Origin of the sequence: Leptospira fluminis (assembly GCF_004771275.1) — a bacterium.
GTDB lineage: Bacteria > Spirochaetota > Leptospiria > Leptospirales > Leptospiraceae > Leptospira_B > Leptospira_B fluminis.
On the sequence record NZ_RQEV01000003.1, the window covers coordinates 574,726 to 594,011 of the forward strand.

Annotated in this window: 20 protein-coding genes; 14 read left to right on the plus strand and 6 right to left on the minus strand. The window is 45.3% G+C overall.

The window, feature by feature from the left end; all coding sequences use genetic code 11:
* The first annotated feature begins 19 nt into the window (after positions 1–19).
* Both EHO61_RS04530 and EHO61_RS04535 read left to right on the plus strand, forming a co-directional pair.
* Positions 20–1,594: an LIC10012 family protein gene (locus EHO61_RS04530; RefSeq protein WP_135812583.1), complete on the plus strand. Its 1,575-nt coding sequence runs from the start codon at positions 20–22 to the stop codon at positions 1,592–1,594.
* On the plus strand, positions 1,591–2,499 hold the full coding sequence (locus tag EHO61_RS04535; protein ID WP_246032000.1) for an AAA-type ATPase lid domain-containing protein: 909 nt from the start codon (positions 1,591–1,593) through the stop codon (positions 2,497–2,499). The genes EHO61_RS04530 and EHO61_RS04535 overlap by 4 nt, the downstream gene beginning before the upstream one ends.
* Here the strand turns inward: EHO61_RS04535 and holA are convergent.
* Positions 2,468–3,553, minus strand: coding sequence for a DNA polymerase III subunit delta (gene holA / locus EHO61_RS04540; protein ID WP_135812418.1), 1,086 nt, complete (start codon positions 3,551–3,553; stop codon positions 2,468–2,470). The two genes, EHO61_RS04535 and holA, sit on opposite strands and share 32 nt — an antisense overlap.
* A 117-nt stretch (positions 3,554–3,670) precedes the next feature.
* On the opposite strand from holA, the gene EHO61_RS04545 reads away from it, so the two are divergent.
* Positions 3,671–3,892, plus strand: coding sequence for a hypothetical protein (locus EHO61_RS04545; RefSeq protein WP_135812419.1), 222 nt, complete (start codon positions 3,671–3,673; stop codon positions 3,890–3,892).
* A 10-nt stretch (positions 3,893–3,902) separates the two neighbouring features.
* Here the strand turns inward: EHO61_RS04545 and EHO61_RS04550 are convergent, their stop codons facing one another.
* Positions 3,903–4,463, minus strand: a complete 561-nt coding sequence (locus tag EHO61_RS04550; protein WP_135812420.1) for a nucleoside triphosphate pyrophosphatase — start codon at positions 4,461–4,463, stop codon at positions 3,903–3,905.
* A gap of 72 nt (positions 4,464–4,535) precedes the next feature.
* Here EHO61_RS04550 and EHO61_RS04555 point away from each other — a divergent pair, with 72 nt between their 5' ends.
* The 5 genes from EHO61_RS04555 to EHO61_RS04575 are packed head-to-tail and all read left to right on the plus strand — an operon-like array spanning position 4,536 to position 8,384.
* A complete protein-coding gene (locus EHO61_RS04555) occupies positions 4,536–5,441 on the plus strand; it encodes a hypothetical protein (RefSeq protein WP_135812421.1) in 906 nt (301 codons plus the stop codon).
* 53 nt (positions 5,442–5,494) lie between these two features.
* The gene (locus EHO61_RS04560) at positions 5,495–5,989 is read left to right on the plus strand and encodes a hypothetical protein (RefSeq protein WP_246032001.1); all 495 of its coding nucleotides are present in this window, start codon (positions 5,495–5,497) and stop codon (positions 5,987–5,989) included.
* A complete protein-coding gene (locus tag EHO61_RS04565) occupies positions 5,986–6,729 on the plus strand; it encodes an SDR family NAD(P)-dependent oxidoreductase (protein WP_135812423.1) in 744 nt (247 codons plus the stop codon). Before EHO61_RS04560 ends, EHO61_RS04565 begins: the two co-directional genes overlap by 4 nt.
* Positions 6,726–7,343, plus strand: coding sequence for an L-threonylcarbamoyladenylate synthase (locus EHO61_RS04570; RefSeq protein WP_135812424.1), 618 nt, complete (start codon positions 6,726–6,728; stop codon positions 7,341–7,343). Before EHO61_RS04565 ends, EHO61_RS04570 begins: the two co-directional genes overlap by 4 nt.
* A 51-nt stretch (positions 7,344–7,394) precedes the next feature.
* Positions 7,395–8,384, plus strand: coding sequence for an aldo/keto reductase (locus tag EHO61_RS04575; RefSeq protein WP_135812425.1), 990 nt, complete (start codon positions 7,395–7,397; stop codon positions 8,382–8,384).
* A gap of 87 nt (positions 8,385–8,471) precedes the next feature.
* Here EHO61_RS04575 and EHO61_RS04580 read toward each other — a convergent pair whose 3' ends face one another.
* A complete protein-coding gene (locus EHO61_RS04580) occupies positions 8,472–8,828 on the minus strand; it encodes an arsenate reductase family protein (RefSeq protein ID WP_135812426.1) in 357 nt (118 codons plus the stop codon).
* A 130-nt stretch (positions 8,829–8,958) separates the two neighbouring features.
* On the opposite strand from EHO61_RS04580, the gene fliG reads away from it, so the two are divergent.
* The 6 genes from fliG to EHO61_RS04610 all read left to right on the plus strand — a co-directional run bounded on the left by fliG (position 8,959) and on the right by EHO61_RS04610 (position 15,233).
* Complete coding sequence (gene fliG / locus EHO61_RS04585; protein WP_010416486.1) at positions 8,959–9,972, plus strand: flagellar motor switch protein FliG; 1,014 nt, start codon at positions 8,959–8,961, stop codon at positions 9,970–9,972.
* Between the two features lie 9 nt (positions 9,973–9,981).
* Positions 9,982–12,186, plus strand: coding sequence for an adenylate/guanylate cyclase domain-containing protein (locus tag EHO61_RS04590; protein ID WP_210415294.1), 2,205 nt, complete (start codon positions 9,982–9,984; stop codon positions 12,184–12,186).
* A gap of 108 nt (positions 12,187–12,294) precedes the next feature.
* Positions 12,295–12,804 (plus strand): hypothetical protein, encoded by a 510-nt coding sequence (locus tag EHO61_RS04595; protein WP_246032002.1) that lies wholly within the window; start codon positions 12,295–12,297, stop codon positions 12,802–12,804.
* Positions 12,801–13,994 carry an LIC10025 family lipoprotein gene (locus tag EHO61_RS04600; RefSeq protein ID WP_135812427.1) on the plus strand — a complete coding sequence of 398 codons (1,194 nt, stop codon included), beginning with the start codon at positions 12,801–12,803 and terminating at the stop codon, positions 13,992–13,994. The genes EHO61_RS04595 and EHO61_RS04600 overlap by 4 nt, the downstream gene beginning before the upstream one ends.
* 145 nt (positions 13,995–14,139) lie before the next feature.
* Complete coding sequence (locus EHO61_RS04605; RefSeq protein ID WP_167884800.1) at positions 14,140–14,838, plus strand: urate hydroxylase PuuD; 699 nt, start codon at positions 14,140–14,142, stop codon at positions 14,836–14,838.
* Positions 14,839–14,849: 11 nt separating this feature from the next.
* Positions 14,850–15,233, plus strand: a complete 384-nt coding sequence (locus EHO61_RS04610; RefSeq protein ID WP_135812429.1) for a c-type cytochrome — start codon at positions 14,850–14,852, stop codon at positions 15,231–15,233.
* 94 nt (positions 15,234–15,327) lie between these two features.
* On the opposite strand, the gene EHO61_RS04615 is transcribed toward EHO61_RS04610, so the two are convergent.
* Genes EHO61_RS04615 through EHO61_RS04625 form a run of 3 tightly spaced genes read right to left on the minus strand, consistent with a single transcriptional unit; the run spans position 15,328 to position 19,122 of the window.
* Entirely contained in the window at positions 15,328–16,173 is an 846-nt protein-coding gene (locus EHO61_RS04615; RefSeq protein WP_135812430.1) for an inositol monophosphatase family protein, read from the minus strand.
* 22 nt (positions 16,174–16,195) lie between these two features.
* Complete coding sequence (locus tag EHO61_RS04620) at positions 16,196–17,146, minus strand: LIC_10030 family protein (RefSeq protein ID WP_135812431.1); 951 nt, start codon at positions 17,144–17,146, stop codon at positions 16,196–16,198.
* On the minus strand, positions 17,143–19,122 hold the full coding sequence (locus EHO61_RS04625) for a beta-galactosidase (protein ID WP_135812586.1): 1,980 nt from the start codon (positions 19,120–19,122) through the stop codon (positions 17,143–17,145). The genes EHO61_RS04620 and EHO61_RS04625 overlap by 4 nt, the downstream gene beginning before the upstream one ends.
* Between the last annotated feature and the right edge of the window lie 164 nt (positions 19,123–19,286).

The following is a 19,286-nucleotide window of genomic DNA, read 5'->3' on the forward strand; positions in this document are numbered from 1 at the left end:
ATTTCTTCGCAGCGCACAATTGTCAAAAAATTTCTGCCTTTATTGGACTTTTCTGTTAATTCTCCCGATAAGCGACGCAATAGCGACGACCATCGTATTTCTTCCCGGCAGTTGGCAAGGGTTGGCGCCGCAAGCCATCGAAGGTACGACAGAGAAGCCGTTCGAGTTGGCTAGACTGGGTCAATTTTACGCTAACAACGTCTATTCCGTAAAAATCAAAGAAGTGTTTTCAAGTCGTGCCGAGGTCGAGATGCAAGAATACCTTCGCCCGCAACTTTCCAAGGAATCTTTCAAGGATGCCTGTTTAAGATTTAAAACAGACTATGTCGTCCGAGATGCGATCGAGATTCAAATAAATATCCGAATCGACCGCACCGTATTCGATTGTAATCTGTATCGTTGGGAGGAATTCTCCGCCGTTGGTAAAAAGGATTTGTTCGAAGTCCTTGAAAGGTTGACCCGCAACTCTCTCCTTTTCGTTCCGCGTAAATCCCAAAAAGAAGTTAAAATAGAATCCAAGCCGCTTCCTCAAATCCAGATTTTCGTCGTCGACGGATCTTTCTCTTTCGCTCCGGAGAGAAAAGAATTTATGTCCCAAATAGAGTCTTTCTCTTGGCGACCTGAAACGAAGTTTCGATTGGCGATTTTCGGAGAGAGCGGTTCTAAAATTTATCCCGAATCGACTCGTAAAGAGATGATTGCCCAATGGAAGGAGTGGAAACCTGCCGGAAAGTCGGTCACTTCCGATATCGCAAATGCCCTGGTAAGACTGAGAAGAATTCTAATTTCGCAAGATAAAATGGGAACCAAACCGGTTTTATCCGTAATCATACTAACCAACGCAAAAGAAGGCAAATCGGATGGCAGTTATTCCGCTGCAATCGAAGCGCTTCGACAAATTGGGTGTAAAGTGACTATTCTATATTCATCATATTCCGGACCGGAATCTAGAAGGGCGCAGAAAGAGGCGTCCGTACGGGGAGCGGATTTTAAAGAAGTTACCTATTTTCAGAGAATCGCGACGAGTCGGGATTCCAAGACATTGGTTTTTCAGGGGGGACGATTGTACGTAACTCCCCAAGTTTTAGGTTCCGGGGCGGAAATCGACGAAAGTGTCCTAGAAAAAGTCGATTTGAGCGGGGTTTATTCTTCTGGTGACAGTCTGAATCCCTGGGCTCTAGCGAGCCTGTACGAAGAAATTCGTAAGGAAAAGGTGATTTCCTCCGAACCGGTTCGCAGCAACTTCTCCGTTTTGTTCGGCAAATCGGTAACTTACACGTCCAAAGAACCCGAATTTTTTTCGGGGAAAAAAGCATTAGTTAGAGCGAAAGGAAAAGCATTTTGGATGCAATTTCCCAGCTTCTTCGAGCTTTCGGAAGGAAAAAAAGGAATCTGGAAGGCCACCTTTCTTTCCTCGCCTTATTCTTCGGAAGCTGTGGAAGTATTGCCCGAGTCGGTGGAAAATTATCCTTATTCCCCTCCCCGAACTTTGGATTGCGATCCTTCGGTTGTGAGAAACTACTTTCAAAACACGGAAAAGTCCAAGTTTGATTGCCTAGTCCGCGGAGAAATCCTGGAGCTCGCCCGCCCGTGAAACTACAAATGGAAGATTTTGAATTCGTTGCCCTCTCTCCCTTGACGAAGAAGCTTCTGGATCGAATCCGGCAAACTTCTACGTCCGAACTTCCGGTTTTGGTTTTAGGCGATGTCGGAACCGGTAAGAGTTTTATCGGACGTATCTTTCACGATTTGTCTAGGGAAAAGTTTCCCGGCTTTCAGTTCGTGGATTTCGGTTTGGCGGAATCGGATGCGGAGTCGAACGAGATCTTTTCTTCTCTCGAAGGAAAAGAAGGCTTTCTGATTGTCGTAGAGAATTTCTCCAAATTGACTCCGAATTCGCAAGTCCAACTATTGCAAAAAATCCGGAACGAAAAGGGAAAAAACCGCTATATATTGGCGGAAAGCCCTCTCGTAGGCGAAAAAGTTCGCCAGGGAATTCTGCAAGAATCCCTTTTTATCGAGATACAGACATTGCAAGTCCAACTGCCTTCTCTTCGCGAGAGGAAAGAAGATATTCCTAGCTTTGTCAGAAAATTTTTGGATGAAATCGGAAAACGTTATAATCGGAAAACCATAAAGGTTTCCGAAAAGCTGGGTCATTTTCTATTGGAATACGATTATCCCGGAAATCTTCACCAATTGAAGAATCTTTTGGAGGGAATGGTTTCCATGCATAATTCCAAAACTCTGGATACTAAGCATCTCCCTCCTGAATTGTTTTCCACACGATACACGCAAGGGAACGGATTAGAAGTCAGAACTGGTATACCGTTAAAGGATTACGAACGCGAGATCATTCGGAAGAACCTGATCTTAGTGAACGGAAATCGGGAAAAAGCCGCAAGGATCCTAGGAATTTCGGAACGAACGATTTACCGGAAAATCACCGAGTTCGAATTGTTCGAATCTAACGACGGAAAAACTCTTCCGCCTTCCTGAGGAAATAGTAAACGGTTTCTTCCTTTTCCGATCCGGTCTTTGCCTTCTTATTGATATCTATGACAAAATCGTAAATATCAAGAATATCCTTATCGGAAAAGGAGGAAGATTCTTTGCGTAATCTTCGCAAGGTATGGCTTTTTCTTGCGGGGGAATAATTCTGCATACCGAGCAAATCGGATTGTTCCTTTTCGGACAAGACCTTCTCGTAAAAGCGGGAGATCATCTTGAATTTACGCAAACGATCCGTATGATCCTTAAGCAATGTTAAAAACAAGAGTAAGGAATCTTTTCCGATTTTAAATTTGGAAAATTCCTTTGCGAAGCGGACCATGTCCCGTTCGAAAAAATGGTCCACAGTTTCCGGGGCACTGAATTCGGAAGTTTGGAACAGTACCTCCTTTAAATCCTCGACTGCGAAGGATTTTTTTCCGAGATACAGTTTTAATTTTTCCAAATTTCTAAGATAAGAACCTGCGGAGGGATTGATCCTTAAAAGGAATTCCTCTTCCGCCTGAGCATCCAGACGAACATCGAGCTCCTTACATGCTTTTAATACGGCCTCTTTTCGTTTATCAGGAAATATTTTTCCGGATTTGAAATATCTTACTTCGGCACCGAAAAAAGAAAGAAGTTCCTTTGAAATGTCCCAATGGTCGTAATGTACGACGATTTTTACGGAATCCGGTAGAGAGGAAAAATGGTTATTTGGACCAGATTTGGCTTTTCCCTTTCCGAGGAGCGGTTTGAAGAAATTCGTTCCGGATTTGATGACGAACAATTTTCTCGCAGCGAACATATCCAAATTGGAAACTTCAGCTTGGAATTTTTCCAGATCACCGGGTTCGGAAACGAATACGACGACTTCGTACGTGTCGCCCGATTTTTTGAGGGCATCCTTGTACAAATCACTGACGAGCCCGAATTCGTAAGAATCCTCGGTAACCGCAAAAAGTACCTTAGGAAAATCGTCTATTTTACCCTTGGTTTTGTGTAAAAAATCCAAGAGATTTTCGTACATACCTGCGGAGGATTCCCGTGTCGCTAGTGCCACAAAAGCAGGTTGCCCTAAAAATCGGAGGAGTCAAGTCGTTGGCAAAGGGAAAATAATGTAAAGATCGGGATTCGATCGGTCGATCCTTGTACTGTCGGATGTATTTCCGGTCGGTTTATGAGAATCAGCGACGGAATTCAAAGAGTATCCTTTCCTGAAGAGGCACTAACCTACGTTAAGCCGGTCATGAATCGGAGCATCGTGCCGCCCGTGGATCCTGTGAAACAAAGGGATTTTTCCAGGTTCGATTCAAATCTGAAATTTTATGGTCCGGAAGGCGAGGCGCTAAAGGCGGATCCGAGTCTCAAGCGGGGAAGCATCCTCGATCTTTACGCGTAAGATTTCTTTCTTAATTTCCCAAATAGCAAGACCATATCCGATGGTATCTTAGGAATTTTCGGACCGGAAATCCTAAGATATTCGTATACGATCCTTCAAAGGACAGAACGGGAGAATCGTTGTCCTGTATCCCGTATGCCCCCGCCTTATCGAAGGGCTCGGCTCTTCTAATATAATTTTCCGCGTCCTTTTTGTTCCAAGTTCGAAAAACCACTCTGGAAACATCGTAGTCGAATATCACTTCCTCACCCGTTCTTAAACCCAGACCCGAGTAGACAAGGTGCGAACGGCCGCTTAAACTTAAGATCATCTCCTGCGCCTTTTCCTCCGTTTCGGGTTTTTGTAAAATAGTATCATCGCGTACTACAATCGTATCCGCGGATACTTGGAGGTCCAAAGTATTCTCGGCTTTCGGACCTAGTTTTGCTAAAGTGATTCTCTCCAAATATTCCAGCGGTCTCTCCCGAGTCAGAGACGATTCGTCCAAGTCTAGTGGATCGACTTTGTAGGAAAGCCCGAGTAAGTCGAAGACCTCCTTCCTTCGAGGAGACCGGGAGCGTAAGTATAGCATTCCCCCATGTTTGAAGAAAAGCCTTGCCAGGCACTCCTTTTATCTATATCACTGGACGAACGGATTGCCGACATGAAACGATTTGCTCCTTTTTTTATAAAATCCTTTCGCACGATTCTACTTGCTATCGCATCTCTTCTGATTCTCGACCTTTCGGCTCAATCGAACTCCGATTCGCCGACGAAAGATGAAGCCGCCAAACATTCGGGAGAAGCGCAGGCCGTCGCCGGCAGGAATCCGAACGTGGATCCAAAGTCCAAAGCCTTTTCGATCCGGAAAAAATCCTGGGTCGGTCTCCGATATTTAAGAAATACACTATTGAATTTCGGTAAGAAAACTGAATGGGAATCCTTATTGGCGGAATATTCCAAAGCGGAATCCGCCTTTCAAAGAGGGGAATGGGAGGCTTCTTCCTCCGCCTTTCAGGCGTTAAAGGTAAAACTGGATCAGATCGCGGATTCGCACTCCAAAGATGTTCTAGCTAAATCGGATAGTCTCGAAAAGGAACTCCAGCCGAAAGTTGTGGACTTAAAGATCGACAAAGAGGCCGAAGGAAGAGCGTTCGTACCTGTCATAGAAAAACACCTTCAGATTTTCCGTGACACTTGGTTGGCGGGAAAAGGGGAAAGAGAATCCGGAAACCAAATCCAGGGATTGTATTTTGCCAAACAAGGGTTGTTACAGCTCTATAAGGCGAAAATTCTACTGGAAAAAGCGAAGGAAGGAAAGCTGGAATCCGAAACGAAATTATCCCGGAACCGGGTGTTGGAAACGGATTATCTGAACTCCGAGGAAGTGAAGTATTGGGACGATTGTCTGGAAGTTCTGAACGAATCGGAAGAGAAGAGCCGAAAGAAAGAGAAAGACGCCATCCGAAAAGTATACCAAAGCAGAAAAGGGTCCCTACCTCCCGAGTCCAAGGGTGAGAATTCTTCGGAAGCAAAACCTGCGACAGACACGAAGTCCGAAAAAAAATGAGAAGCCATATGATTCCAGGATCGAAACGATAATAGATGCGAGTCATAGTTAAAATGATTCTTTCCGTATGGGTTGCGGTTTCCGTATCTTCCTGCCGAGGAATGAATCTACAGAACTTCCGAAACTTTTCCTTTGAAAAATCGTGTCGATTTTTGGATTTATTCTGTGATCGCCTAAAAATCGTACCGGACTTGTCGGATTGCGATCCTTTTCACGAAGAGTACGACGGTTATAGCCATTACATCGATAGAGGCGTGTTGAAGGACGAATACAAGATCCGAGAAGCCGCAAGGAAGGAAAAGGAACCTTCGGACCCCCTCGAACCTCTTCCTCAGAAAAGGGAGTTAGACCGGGACACACGCACGGATTACGGAAACAACATGAGGTTGGATTCTAAAAAATTATTCGAGAAGTACGATATTACCGCAGGGCGAAAGGCGGACCATAGAAGACGGGAGCATCCATGTAGTCCTATCGACGGAGAGGATCGTCCGAAAGTGAACTATTCAGAACCTAAAAAACAGGAAAGAGACGGAGTAGAATTTTGAAAAATATTTTTGATATAAGCGGTAAAACCGTTCTAGTTACTGGAGCAACACGCGGGATCGGACGACAACTTGCGGAAGGCTTTAAAGAAGCCGGAGCGATCGTATATGGAACAGGATCCTCGGTAGAATCCGTCAAACGATTGGAGGGGACTGGAATCGAGGCTTTTCCTGCGGACGTTCGTACGGTAGGCGCAATGGATCCGATCATCGAGTCCATCGTAAAGAAACACGGAAAGTTGGATGTACTCGTGAATAACGCCGGAGTGGCCACGAATCTTCCGGCAGGATTTTTTAAGGAAGAGGATATCCAAAACGTAATCCAAACGAATTTTACGGGTGTTTTTCGTTCCTGTCAGGCGTATTATAAGATTCATAAAAAGAAAGGCGGTAACATCATTAATATCGCTTCCGTTCTGGGAATCCGGGGAACCAAATTCGCATCCGTATATTGCGGCACGAAAGGGGCGGTGATCAATATGACTCGGGCCCTTGCGGTAGAATGGGTAAGTTCCGGTTATCGGGTAAATGCTGTTTGTCCGGGTTTTATAGATACGGACATGACTGAAATGATCAAGGAAAAGCCGGAAGTTATGGCACAAATGAAGGCACGGATACCCATGGCTAGGCTTGGAAAACCCGAGGATCTCGTCGGCGCGACATTGTATCTGGCTTCCGACGCGGCTTCCTATGTCACGGGACAAACTATCGTAGTGGACGGGGGTGTAACTTCGGTTATATGATCCTAACCCTTCACTCCCAAAATCCCGAAAAGAGGATTCTCGGGCAGGTATCGAAGAAACTGTCCGAGGGGGGTGTATACATATTTCCTACCGATACGGTTTACGGACTGATCGCGGATTCCCAATCCCACTCCGGCGTCGAAAAACTTTACAAACTCAAGAATATTCCCAAAAACCAACCGCTTTCCCTCCTCTGCCCGAATATTTCCGTCGCTTCGCATTATATCGAACAACTTTCTAATGAGTCCTTCCGTCTAATGAAGCGAATTACTCCCGGGCCGTTTACGTTTATCGTAAAGGCGAATAAGCATCTACCGCGGGTTTCTTTTACCAACCAAAAAGAGAAGAATATCGGGATTCGAATTCCGGACTCTCCGTATCTCCAAGCTCTTATGGAAATCCATCCGAATCCTTTGACTTCCACCTCCGTTTTCGTTAAGGAGGAATTCTTGATCGATGTGGATATGTTGGAAAACGAATACGGCTCCAAAGTGGACGGCATCGTAGACGGAGGGATATTCGATGTGGAACTTTCCACGATTCTAGACTGCGCCGGAGACGGAATCGTGATCGTTCGAGAAGGGAAAGGAATGGATTTGGTCGCCGATCTTTAAAAGTAAGACCGGCTGTCGGATCCGCGGAAAAGTCCGGCGTTGGGAGATATCATGCAAAAAAGGCAATTAGGTAAAAATGGTCCCACCGTTTCCGAGATCGGATTAGGCTGTATGGGGATGTCGGATTTTTACGGTAAAAGAGACGATTCGGAATCCATAGCTACCATACACCGGGCCTTGGAATTGGGCGTCAATTTTCTAGATACGGCCGATATGTACGGTCCCTATACGAATGAAGAATTGGTGGGAAAAGCGATCCGAGGAAAAAGGGATTCCGTCATACTCGCTACGAAATTCGGAATCGTAAGAGATCCCTCCGATCCGCAAAAACGAGGTATCAACGGAAAACCCGAGTATGTAAAGGCTGCCTGCGACGCTAGTCTGAAACGTTTGGGAGTGGATCACATCGATCTATATTACCAACACCGAGTGGATACGAGCACTCCGATCGAAGATACGGTCGGGGCTTTATCGGATCTAGTGAAGGCGGGAAAAATCCGTTACATAGGATTGTCCGAAGCCGGAGTCGAAACGATTCGCAAAGCTTCGAAAGTCCATCCGATCGCCGCTCTCCAAACGGAATATTCTCTCTGGAGCAGGGAACCCGAAGACGGTCTTTTGGAAGCTTGCCGCGAGTTGGGAATCGGGTTCGTCGCCTACAGCCCTCTAGGTCGAGGATTTTTGACCGGACAAATCTCTAAGTTCGAGGACTTGGATCCGACGGATTATCGAAGATTCGCTCCACGGTTCCAAGGGGAAAATTTTCAGAAAAACCTGGATTTGGTTTCTAAAATCAAAGAGATCGCGGCGGAGAAATCCGTCTCTCCCGGACAATTGGCTCTCGCTTGGGTGCTTTCCCAAGGAAAGGATATCGTTCCCATACCCGGAACGAAGCGAAGATCTTATCTGGAGGAGAACACGAAAGCTGCAGAGGTCAAGTTCACAGAGGAGGAATTGAAGCGTATCGATTCCATTTCTCCGAAAGGAGTGGCCTTCGGAACCCGATATCCCGAATCCATGATGAGTTCGGTCGGAAGATAAAACCGCCATTGCGGTTTTAAAAATTCCCGGATAACCTCGGATTCGTCTCCGATGAATTTGCGGTTATCCGGTTTCGGTTTCAAAGATTCAACCGAAGATCTCGTCCCATTCTTCTTCCTTAAATCCTACAAGTCCGAAGTTCTCGCCTAAGACAAAAGGTCTTTTTACCAAATTTCCGTTTTTGGAGAGAAGTTCGAATTGCTCATCCAAGCTCATCTTCGGCAATTTGTCCTTTAGAGAGAGCTCCTTATAATCTCCGCCGGAAGTGTTGAATAAACGCTTCGAATCGCCGTTAAGATAGCCTAACATTTTTTTTAATTCCGTTTTTTTCGGGGGCGTTTCACGGATCGGCAAATTCTCGAAATCCACCTTTTTGCTCTCCAGGTACTTCAATGCCTTCCGGCATGTACTGCAATTTTTATATTCGTATACTTTCGTTTTCAAAAATTGTCCCCTTCGCTCTTCCCAAATTGGAGTATTTATGTCTTATTGGCAAGCCATTCGCCCGGAAAAATCTTTGCCTTGAAAATGCGCTTTTTTGCCGATAATATCTTTTAGGAAAGAAACTGTAACCGTGCTGAATAAGAAAACCACTTTAACGGGAAGGCAAAAAGCGGCGATCTTTTTGATCGCCGTAGGGTCGGACGTTTCTTCCGAGATTTTTAAACATCTTAGAGAAGATGAGATCGAACAAATCACGTTCGAAATCGCAAGACTAGACAAAATCACTCCGGAGGACAAGGAAAAGGTCCTAGTGGAATTCAACGAGCTGATGATGGCTCAGGAATTCATCTCTAACGGAGGTATCGACTTTGCTCGAGGCTTATTGGAAAAAGCCTTAGGAAATCAGAAAGCGATCGATATCATCAACCGCTTGACGTCAAGTCTTCAGGTTAGGCCTTTCGATTTCATCCGAAGAACGGACCCTCAGCATCTATTAAACTTCATTCAGAACGAACACCCTCAAACGATCGCATTAATTCTTTCTTATTTGGATCCGCAAAAAGCCTCCAATATTCTTTCAAACTTGCCGCATACGATCCAAGCGGAAGTCGCAAAGAGGATCGCAACCATGGACCGGGTTTCTCCGGACGTTCTTAGAGAGGTGGAACGGGTCTTGGAAAGAAAATTATCCACGCTGGCCAGCGAGGATTATACCTCGGCGGGAGGTATCGATTCCGTGGTCGAAATTCTGAACCTCGTGGATAGGGGAACGGAGAAGACCATCATCGAGGCACTCGAAGAGGAAGACCCGGAGCTTGCGGAAGAGATAAAGAAACGGATGTTCGTATTCGAAGATATCGTATTGTTGGACGACCGCGCGATCCAAAAAGTTTTACGGGAAGTAGACAACTCGGATCTGGCAAAAGCGTTAAAATCCGTCGACACGGAAGTCCAGGAAAAGATATTCAAAAACATGTCTAAGCGTGCCGCTAACCTTCTCCGGGAGGATATGGACTTTATGGGTCCGATCCGAATCAAAGACGTAGAGGACGCGCAACAGAAAATCGTAAACATCATTCGAAAACTGGAAGAATCCGGCGATATCGTCGTCGCGCGTGCTGGCGAAGACGAATTGGTCATGTGAGGTCCGGATTTGGGCCGAATCGCTTCCCGAAACCTATTCCTCACGTTTATTTGTTTCCTTTCCTTTTCGGGCTTTCAGAATTGTACGGGAACAAAGGATTATCCGCAGGCTATCGATCTCGGAAGCATACGTTGGGAAGGAACGTTACTCGACGAGCAAGAAAAATCGAGTCCACCGAAAACGAAGGGAAAATCGAATCTTTCTGCGGAAAGTTCCGCATTGCACTGGATTGAATTACCGCACTTTCCCTTAGCGTTCACGAAAATATTCAATCTTTCTCCCCGTTCGGGAATATACGAGGTTCATATCCGCGGATCTTTTGATCTTTCCAAAGAGAACCGCCTTTTGTCCATGCCGACCGGAATTTATCTCCCCGATATAGGAGAAAATTGGCGGATTCGACTAAACGACAAGTTGCTTCGCGAAGAGTGGTTCGATTCGCAGAATAAAGAGCTAGCAAAGCGTAGATCGGTCAAAGGGCTGACGGTTCCGATTCCTGCGGGAATTTTGAAATCGGGTAAGAATGAGATTGCGATTGTATTCAAGGGACAGGCTTCCGTGACGGAATATGTTCCGAACGATCATTTCGGCTTTTATCATGCCGGAGGATTCAAAATCTCCTCCTTGGAGGAAATTTACGATTCCGGCACGGAATATCTGGATATTTTCCTATTCGGAATATATTTTATATTCGGTTTTTATCATGTGTTATTCTACGTAACGAGAAAACAGGATTCGTATTATCTATTTTTCGGATTATTTTCCCTTCTGTCCTCGATTTACTTTTATTCCACTTCCTATCTTATATATAATAAATTCGTCAATTATCCGGGAGGACCTGACACGAGCTATTTTTATAGACTGGAATTCGCGAGTTTGGTGCCCATCGTCCCCGTTTTTTTACTTTTTGCCCGGGATTTCTTTTATAGAAATGAAGGCACTTTTTGGGCGATCCGAATTTTTTGCGGAGCGAGCACCGTATTTTTTCTAGCTACTTGGATTCTCCCTTTCGAGTTTCTACTCGCTAACTTGCGCCTATACCAATTCCTGCTGATTCCGATGCTCGTATATGTGCTGTTTTTTTCTTTTCAAGCGATACGTAGAAAAAAGGCGGATTCGGTCAAATTATTCATAGGAATCGGGGTTTGTGCTCTCTTCGGGATCTGGGACACTTTGGACGCGATCTATAAAATAATAGGAATACATTATCCTTATTTTAAAATCGCATATTCCGTATTCATCATCGTGATCATTAGCTTGCTCGTATCACGATACGTCAGCTTATATAAAGAATCTCAAATGCTGAACCTGGAAATATCCAGACAGCGCGACGCATTTTATAGATTTGTTCCTTCCGATTTCATTTCCATCTTGGATAAAAGAAGCCCTGTGGAAATTAAGATCGGAGATTCCAAAGAAAAGACGATGACCGTTTTTTTTGCCGACTTAAGAGGTTATACAACCGTATCGGAAAAATTGGCTCCCGAAGAAAATATCAAATACTTAAACCGATATCTTTCCGCTTTCGAGGATAGAATCTATAAAAATGCAGGTTTCGTGGATAAATATATCGGAGACGCGATCCTGGCTTTATTTTCCGATCATAGCGACCGTGCGGAAAAGGAGAAATTCAACTCCGCGGACAATGCTCTTCAATCCGCTATCGAAATGGTGCGTTTGACCGGGTCTATAGGCGGCGATATGACGGGTCCAGCCGATTTGGGAATCGGAATCAATACCGGCACTTTGATTCTAGGAACCGTGGGTAGCGATCGCCGGATCGACACGACCGTTGTCGGCGACACGGTGAATTTGTCTTCTAGGGTGCAAAATCTTACGGCATTCTATAAGACCAAGATATTGATCACCCACCATACCTTTTTAAGATTGAATCTACTTTCCGAGGTCCGTGCTAGGGAAATCGATACAGTGATCGTAAAAGGCAAGACTCAGCCCGTGATTTTATACGAAGTTTACGAGGGCGATCCTCCGGAACTCGCGGATTGGAAGGACTCTGTAAAATCCAAACTCAACGAGGGAATCATATTATATAAGGTCGGAGACTTCAAGTCCGCCTTTGCAATATTCAGGGAATTGTATAAGAAGAAGCCTCTAGACAGTGTGATCCGTCTTTATGCGAAAAGGACCAAATTCTTTTTGAACCAGACTCCCGGCAAAGATTGGGACGGAATTTTCCGACTACATAGAAAATAATTTTTTCCCGAAAAAATTTCCCTGTAACATTCTTGGGGAACGTTTGAGCGATTTCCTCTGTCAAACGAACGCAGCGTTTATCCTGAGCACCTTCGACAGGAAGTTTTAATGTCTAAATCATGTTTGTTCTTCGCGATCCTGCTCGTATCTCTTCCTATTTCGCTCAATGGAACCGTTCCTAAATTCCGGATGCAGGACCAAAAGGGCAAGGTGTTTACTTCCGAATCCTCTAAAGGAAAAACCCTTTTTCTCTTAGGCTGCGGATTCAAAGATATCGTTCTTTGCAGGAAGCATGGAAGAAAGATCTATTGGAAGATGCAAACCTTGTTAAAGGACGAGGATAGCGTGGAATTTTTGGCATATCTCGATCTGCATAAGGCGCCAGGCGCTGTTAACGACTATATTTCGGGTGAGCGCGATAAGGATTACGAAAGCATTTTATTGGATAAGAAAGGGGATTTATCGGAGGGTCTAAAGGACGGAACCTCTTATTTGCGCGTTTACTCCAGATCGGGAACGATATTGCACGAGGAATATTTTAGGAATGTAGATGATTCCGTTGTGCTACGTTTATTCGAATTCGTTAAGGTAGATAGAATTCGGAGAAGAACTTCATGAGGACGATCCGCGATATATTGTTTCTATTTCCGATTTTTTCCGTTCTCTGTTGTGTTCATAAAAACAAAACATCCGCCGATTATTTCGAAAAGTATTTTCAGTATCAGGAAGTGATTCAAAAGGATTTTAAGGAAGGTCCGGTCCGAAGGATTCTTTACGGAAACCCCGAAGCATCCGACGAAAAGGAATTCGCGGAAAAGGGAGACCTTCTCGTCCTCGGAATGCGCCTTACGAAGGAACAGGATTTCTTCCGACCCAATCTTTCCGACTCTCCTCCGGAACTCACTGTATCGTCTCCTTATACGGTCTATGTAGAGGCTAAAAAGCAACATTTCAGGGAAGAACCGACGTACAAAATCAGGAGAGTAACGCAAATGATTTCTCCCGAATTGAGCGTCATCGATTTAATGCCGCATTTGGAATCATTTCTGGAACATGTGCGCAATCCGTCAGTACCGCCCTTGGAGACGTTTTCCTCTCTACAGCGTTTTTTATGCTCGAATATGGAATGTGATCTGCAAAGACGAAAGGATTCGATTCTTCTTTCCTACACTCTTTCCGAAAGAATGAAGAAGAATTTTCCGCTAGCGTACGAAAAATTCTCCAAACGACTAGAGCAAAGCGCCTTTCGATTACAGGTGTTCCAACCCGGAGGCTTTTCCGAAGGTTGGGAAATTTATAATGAAGGAAAAACGATTCGTCTCGAGATCCCGCATTCTCCGAAAGGGTACTGGTCTCGTCCGCACTCCTTACATTGTAGGTTCTACCTTTTTTTAAGAGTCTTCGGTTTGAAGATAGATATTCGAGGACTCGGTTACACTCTACACTTCGCGAGAAACGGAAAGACGGATACAGTCACCGGAAAATTTTCCAAAATTCCGGAGACAAAAATAGGCGGTAGATTTCTTTCCATTTTTCCTCCGGGGTTCGTAAACATTTTCATTCCAGGAAATATGGAGCAATATTTTGAGAACTACTTCGAATTGCTCGTTAATGGTTCCGACGGAAAAGGAGGAAGCAGATTCGTCTCCTCTACTCGAAGAGCCGGACACAAGACGACAGTCACCTTAACAACGGAATCGGAAATTTTGCGTGAACGGTTTCTTCCGTTTCGGGGAAAGGACGAGGACGATTCCCCTAGCTTCGTTTCCGAATTTGAAAAGGCAGTGGTTCAGGACATCGGAGGATAAGTTCCCGTGAGAACGAGAGACTTTGGAAGGTATTTCAATTTAGAAAGTTTCTAAAACTGCTTGACTGGTCTAGTTCGAAATGGATCCTATTAAGGGTTCGGCTTTTCACCGAATTTGAAAATTTTGAACTGTGAGCGGAGGAATCATGGAACTCGCCCTCTTTACCCAGCAGGGTCTTTACTTTTTAGTTAAGTACATCCATTTTCTAGCGGGCATTACTTGGATCGGAATGTTGTATTATTTCAATTTCGTCCAAGGGCCTTTCTTTAACGAAACCGATGCGGATACGAAAAAGAACGCAACGCAAAAATTGGTTCCCCGCGCCCTCTGGTGGTTCCGTTGGGGCGCTATGTTCACTTTCCTTTCCGGAATCGCGATGATCGCTCTGGCTTTGAGCACCGGAATCCCTCATAACTCCCAGTGGGTTGTGGTCATTCTCGTAGGCGCAATTTTCGGTACGATTATGTGGGCCAACGTTTGGTTCGTGATCTGGCCGAATCAAAAAGTGGTGATTGCTAAAGCGAAAGGTGAAACCACCGTTGATCCGGCACCGAATGCAAACCGCGCTTTTGTGGCTTCCAGAACGAACACATTTTTGTCCATCCCGATGCTTTTCGCTATGGGTGCGGCTCGCAACCTTCCCCTGGCGTATAGCCCTAATAAACTGGGTATGTTTTTGGGATTGATCACTTTGATCGCGTTGATCGTCGAAGTGAACGCGTTGGTTGCCGACCAAAACGGACCGAGCGTAAAACCGATAAAATCCGTTAAGGCAGTAATTACTAGCGGATCCGTTTTCGCTTTGGTAACCTATCTTTTGATGGAAGCTTTGTTAACCGCATAAGGACGGCTTAAATGAATCGTTCCCGAAATATCGGGTTCGGTAAAAATAGGGGCGGTTTCGGCCGCCTCTATTTTTTGGCCGGAACCTTTCTTATTCTATCCTCGGTTTTCATCGCTTGCAAAGGAGAGGAAAATCTCACTCCCGAGCAAAAGCTGGAGGCAAAAGGAAAAGGAATCTACGTGGCGAATTGCACCGCTTGCCACAATCAAAATCCGAAATTGGACGGTCCCATTGGTCCATCGGTTGCGAACTCTTCTCTTGAATTGTTAAAGATTCGGATCCGAGAAGGCGGCTATCCGGAAGGATACACGCCTAAAAGAAACAGTAAGCTGATGACCAAGTTTCCTTTCGGAGACGAGGAAATTTCCGCGTTAGAAGCGTTTTTGAAAAAATGACGGATATGTTATCCGAAGAAAAAGTTTCTTAGAAAAATCGGAGGCTTTTTCCCGATGTGGAAAAGCCGCCGATCGGAATTCCAATAGGTTTTCGTCAGTTTCTCCCGATCGAAATCCTGACGTTCCTTAAAATATCGATGATCTGTTTATGAATTTTTCCGTTTGAAGCGACCACTTCCGTTTGTCCGGAGAGGAAATGCTTTCCGTGAAAATCGGTCAGCTTTCCGCCGGCTTCCATTAGGATAACGGAACTGGCTACGGTGTCCCAGAGTTTTACGCCCTTTTCCCAGATTCCGTCCAGCACACCTTCCGCAACCCAGCACGTATCTAGAACGAAAGATCCCGTTCTTCTCATCGATCGCCCACAACTGATAAAGGCGGTAATGTCGGAGATCACTTCGTTCAGGATTTCTTTTCTGTTCGTAGGAAAACTAGATACCAACAAGGATCTCGCTAGAGCGTCCGTATTGGAGACGTCTATCCGTAAGCCGTTTTTGAAAGCGCCTTGGCTCAGAATAGCGGAGTAACGGGCATCGAGTTCCGGAGCGAATACGATCCCTGCAACGGGAGTTTCTCTATGTTCTAAGCCGACGGAAACCGCATATAGTGGAATGCCTCGAACAAAATTCATGGAACCGTCTATCGGATCCAATACCCAACGAAAGGAATTGCTTCCTTCATGGCGATAGTAATCTTCCGATATGATCGAATCGGCGGGAAAGTTTTGTCTCAGAAATTCGATGAGGAATTTTCCCATCAATTCGTCGGCTTTCGTGATACGATCCTTTTCTTCGGAATCCGAGACGATTCCGAAAACCCGAATTTCTTTCTGCAATTTTCTCGCAGATTCGAGTACTAAACCGGAAATCGACTGAACGGATTTAATCCGTTTTTTGACTTCTTCCAGGGGAAAATCTATCGGAGGGGCAAGTGATTCCATTGGCATTCGACTCAGGTTAATATTAGGTCCGTTCTTCCCTTAAAATCTTCCAGGCCATATTTCCGGAAGGGGACAAAATTCGTTCCGAGGTATGGGATCGAAGCCAGGCATAAAGGGATTCCCGGGCGGATTCTTCAAAAGTCATATTGTCCGACGTTAACAAAAGATCAACAACTTGCCGGAATGATATAAAATCGCGCGCTATCTTTCCTAACGAGCTATCTAGAAATCTGGCCGTCAATGTCAGATATTCCACTGCCAGAGGCTCGAAGATTCTTCCGAGCAACCAATCCTTAGAGGTGATTCCGAGAGTTTCGCCTATGATTTTAATCTGCTTGGAATAGTCCACTTCGTCGAAGATCTCGGAATGCGTGTGTCTTATATTATCGTGGTATTCGGCTCCGACTTGAACCATAAATTCTGACTCCCCGTATTTTCGAGGAAAGAAGTCCACGACCAAGCCGTCGTCGATCACTAGGTAATCGAGAGGAACCACGCGGGCTAAATAATAGATCCTCTTGGTACGAACGGACATAGTTCTGCCCTGCACGGCTTGGGCTAGAACATCCTGTTTTTCGGCTCCACCCAAATACATCAATTGAAAGCTCACCACAAGGAGATAGGGCGGAAGATGTTTTTCCCAATATTTTGGAGAATTTTCGCGAAAGGTTTCCTCTTCCGGATAAAACGGTTTTACCAAAAAAAGTCGATCGCTATCTCTTTTAGGTCTCGGTTCCGGAAGAACCAGGCAATTTGAAACGAGTTCGGGTAGTCTCTCCTTGACGCTTTCTAGAAATGATTTTGCCGCAGGAAAATCCACTTCGAATACGGAACAGGGAGGGAGGGCATAATCCTGTTCGAATTCTATAAACGGCGTATGAAGATTATCCACATAAATCGAATGAGGAATATTCGATCCCTTCGGAACGTTCGCTAGTATGGAATTCAATTCGCTTATTTCTTTTCGATTCATGATTTTCGTCGCGGTATAATACGCACTTCGAAAGGTTTTAGCCGTCTCCAGCCCGCAAAAACGTTTTTTCCGGAATGATTCAGATAGATTTCGTAATTCTTCTCTTTTCCGTTTCGCAAGACTCTTTCCACATTCGGTCCGTAAAAGGAAAAACCGACTCCGGCATTTCGCAAAATCCTCCTGTATAAGAGCATAAACGAAATGGGATGAAGACTCGCTCCGACATATACTACGGATCCCTTTCCGAACCGATTGTGTGTGATTACGGGTTTTCCTTTATAGAACTTTTTGCCGTCCGTATATGTCGCCCAAACCTCGGCGGTTTCCGGTTCGAGAATTTCGCAGATTTTGGAGCAGGTTCCCGGTAACACCCTGAATCTGAATTTTACCGGTTTTTCTCCTACCGCTTCGAATTTGCGGACATTGATTCCCGCCATTTTACGGAACGGGCCTGGTATAGGAGAATCCAGCATCCAACCGTTTTTGTCTTTCGCTCCCGATCGATAACCGAGTACGAGGGTTCCTCCCGCGCTTACGTATTCTTCCAGCTTTTTTACCGTCGCTTCATCTACCATAGAATACAAAGGAAGAACCAAAATCTTGTATTTAAAAAAGTCAGCCTCCGCGGCGGGAAGGAAGTGGGTATTCACATTTAAAATGTTCAGACCCGCGAACCAGGTTGCCATTTCCAAGTCGTACCCGACCTGGGCAAAAGGGACCGGAGAAAATTTTAATCCGGAAGATACGGGCTGGTGTTTGAAATTTCTCGCATTGTCGATGTCGTGTAAGACGGCCACTTCTGCGGGAAAAGGTTCCGATGCAAAATCTTCCGCGTAAGGAAGAATCTCCGCGATCCCCTTTTGCAATTCGAAGTATCTTTCGGTCAATTCCTTGTCATGATCCAAAATTCCGTAGCAAAGCTGTTCCTGACCATACCTTGCCGTCCTGTAACGGAAAAAAAGAATCTGGTCCGCTCCCTGTGTTATCGCTTGCTTCATCCATAGCTGGGTTTGACCTGGCGCCGGAAGATAACCTAAAACTTCATGACCTTGGAATCCGGATATCTGCTCCATTACCGTAAAGGAGCGATTCTTAAGTCCTCGATTGTACTGGTGCATGACCGAAACGAACGGGTGAGGAAACGGTTCCTGCTGATCTCCCCATGTCGGATAATTGTCCCAAGACACATAATCCAAGTTCCTGAATAACTCGGCCATATCGATCACGGGAAGAAACGGACTGGGATATAGATTGGTGGTCAGCATTCTTCCCGGAGATAGCTTTCTGAGGATTTGCGCCTGCATGCGGACAAAGTCCACAACGGTATCCGAATGGAATCGGTAAAAATCCTGGATCATGGACGGATTGAAATTCGCGGAAACATGAGGTCCCGGAATTGGAATCTGGTCCCAGTCGTCGAAAACGATCCCCCAAAAAACGCTGCCCCAAGTTTCGTTCAGAACCTTGAGAGTTTTGTATTTCTTTTTGAGCCAGCTTCGGAACGAGATGAGGGAAGTCGGAGAATGATCTATGTCCGAACCTTCGTGTCCTATCTCATTATCGATTTGCCAAGAGATCAGCGCGGGGTGCCTTCCCAAGGCTCTGGCCATTTCGGTTACCAATTTTTCTGCGGCTTTCTTAAATTTGGGGGAAGAAAAACAGGCCTGTCTTCTGGTTCCGATGGTCCTCGTGATCCCATCACGGATCTGCATGACTTCCGGATATTTTTGCGCTAGCCAAGGAGGAAAGGTTGCCGTAGGCGTTCCTAAGATCGCCTGCATCCCGAATTTTCCGACCAAATCCAATATTTTGTCCCAAAAGGAAAAATCGAATAACCCTTCTTTCGGTTCGACGAGGGCCCAGGAAAATTCTGCGAGGCGTACGACAGAAAGTCCCATGTCTTTCATGATCCGGAGGTCTTCCTTCCAATCGTTTGGAGTCCATTGTTCCGGGTAATAATCAGCTCCGAATTTCATGATCGTCGTTTTAAAATAAGTAGGACGATGTTCGTGGAAAGCCATTACCCTTTCCAGAAAGAAAACTGAGAATCGGGAGTTTAACGAGGAAAAAATACTGTCTTTTCGATGCGATTCGTAGAGAATAGAATGGTGCAAGTTCGATTAGGACGATTTTAAGCCCT